At 54.6% G+C, this 1521-nt stretch carries 5 protein-coding genes; all 5 read right to left on the reverse strand.

The genetic code is table 11. The features are described 5' to 3' along the window. Positions 1-131: 131 nt before the first annotated feature. From V6D20_20715 to V6D20_20735, 5 genes are read right to left on the reverse strand one after another with little or no spacing between them, the layout of a single operon-like run. On the reverse strand, positions 132-389 hold the full coding sequence (locus tag V6D20_20715; protein HEY9818202.1) for a DUF3310 domain-containing protein: 258 nt from the start codon (positions 387-389) through the stop codon (positions 132-134). An 11-nt stretch (positions 390-400) separates the two neighbouring features. Then, positions 401-637 carry a hypothetical protein gene (locus V6D20_20720; GenBank protein ID HEY9818203.1) on the reverse strand — a complete coding sequence of 79 codons (237 nt, stop codon included), beginning with the start codon at positions 635-637 and terminating at the stop codon, positions 401-403. Then, positions 624-935, reverse strand: coding sequence for a hypothetical protein (locus tag V6D20_20725; GenBank protein ID HEY9818204.1), 312 nt, complete (start codon positions 933-935; stop codon positions 624-626). Before V6D20_20725 ends, V6D20_20720 begins: the two co-directional genes overlap by 14 nt. Then, positions 928-1218, reverse strand: a complete 291-nt coding sequence (locus V6D20_20730) for a hypothetical protein (GenBank protein HEY9818205.1) — start codon at positions 1216-1218, stop codon at positions 928-930. The genes V6D20_20725 and V6D20_20730 overlap by 8 nt, the downstream gene beginning before the upstream one ends. Beyond that, positions 1215-1424, reverse strand: coding sequence for a hypothetical protein (locus V6D20_20735; GenBank protein HEY9818206.1), 210 nt, complete (start codon positions 1422-1424; stop codon positions 1215-1217). The genes V6D20_20730 and V6D20_20735 overlap by 4 nt, the downstream gene beginning before the upstream one ends. Between the last annotated feature and the right edge of the window lie 97 nt (positions 1425-1521).

Raw genomic sequence — 1521 nt, forward strand, 5'->3', positions numbered from 1 at the left:
AATGGCCCCTCCCATTTCAGCATTGTGAAGAGGCTCGGAGGGGCACTGTCAAAGCCAGTCTACCAAAAGAAAAAGCCCCCACCCATAAAAGGTGAGGGCAACCGAATCACGAAGGAAACGGCGGTGTGGAACTACTGTACCACCTTTTCGCGCCGCTCAATCTCACGCTGGACATACCACGCCGCCTTACGCAAATCCTCCAACGCATCCGCCTTCAAATCAGCACGCCAAATATACTTCACCGCATTACCCAAACAAAAACCCATATGCTCCGTCACCTGAATAGCCTCAATGCCAGACGGGTGCGACGTGTAATGGGCGGGGTGGTCTACGGGGTCATGGACATTTACCCGCAGGCCAGTGTTGGGATCAATCGTGTCACCTTTCATGGCATATACCATTAGGCCATCTCTGGCAACTCAACCATGCCCGCCACCGACATCTCAAACATGCGACCACCCTCAACCGCATCACCCATCTCATCATGCTCATGGATATGCAAAGGACTAATAATCACCTGCGGATCATTGCCCACCTTATCCATGTGAGACATCACAAACACAAAAGCCTCCTGCACGCTCCCCACCACTTTTGCATAGCGGGCCGTATACTCCGTAGGGGTTTCAGTCAGTTCCATAGCCAGCCGCCCTTGCTTGACCGCTAAGCCACTGAGAGCGCTCGCGTGATATGGAGACATCCCTAATCACTCTGCCGTCTCGCTCAATGCAGGCGGGGTTGGGCTTATTGGCCTTCACATCCTCCACCAGCCGCCGCAGCGTCGCAACATGGGCAGGATCATCCGACAAAACCTCCGGGTCAACACCACCCAGCACCGCATCACTCAAGCGATCAATCGCCGTCACCAGTGAGCGGATCGTATCCCGGCTCACACGATCAAGCCCCACTTCCATCTTCATATCGCCCGCCTTAGCCATTGGTGACCTCCTCGTAAGTCGCAGCAAAGATGTCTGGCTTGCACGGGTAGAACTCGCCCTGCACGCCACGAATGATCCAGTCGCCGGGGCTGGCCGTCATAACTCCCTCAAGCGTCGATATTCGGATGCAGTTACCGCTTGGCTCAAACCGATCGCGCCATGTCGCCGTCCCGTCATAATCAAGAACCCAATTGATTACTGGCGTGGCGTCTTCCGCTGTTCCGTCCCATAGCATTGCCTCAATAATCACCGGCTTCTTTCGGAAACGCTTTACTTCACTCACTTCCCCTCCTTCATCAACCGCCGCGCATAAAACGCAGCATCCACGATGTCTAAAGCATCAGCATCATCAGCCACCTCAAAAAACATGCGCCCCTCCCCCGCAACATCCAGGCTCCACACGTTCATATCCGAGCCACAATCATGCAAAGCAATCACCAACTCGACCGCACCGTAGGGGTCATTGCTTTCCTGGCTGAGAATCCTCATAGCAGAAAACCTAGCACATCACTTCCGCGCTGGGTTTGCGTCGAATTGAACCCACTGGGTTTTCTCATCCCAAAGGTATTCACACGCCCCCCCGACA

The sequence above is a fragment of the Candidatus Obscuribacterales bacterium genome, from assembly GCA_036703605.1.
Taxonomy (GTDB): Bacteria; Cyanobacteriota; Cyanobacteriia; order RECH01; family RECH01; genus RECH01.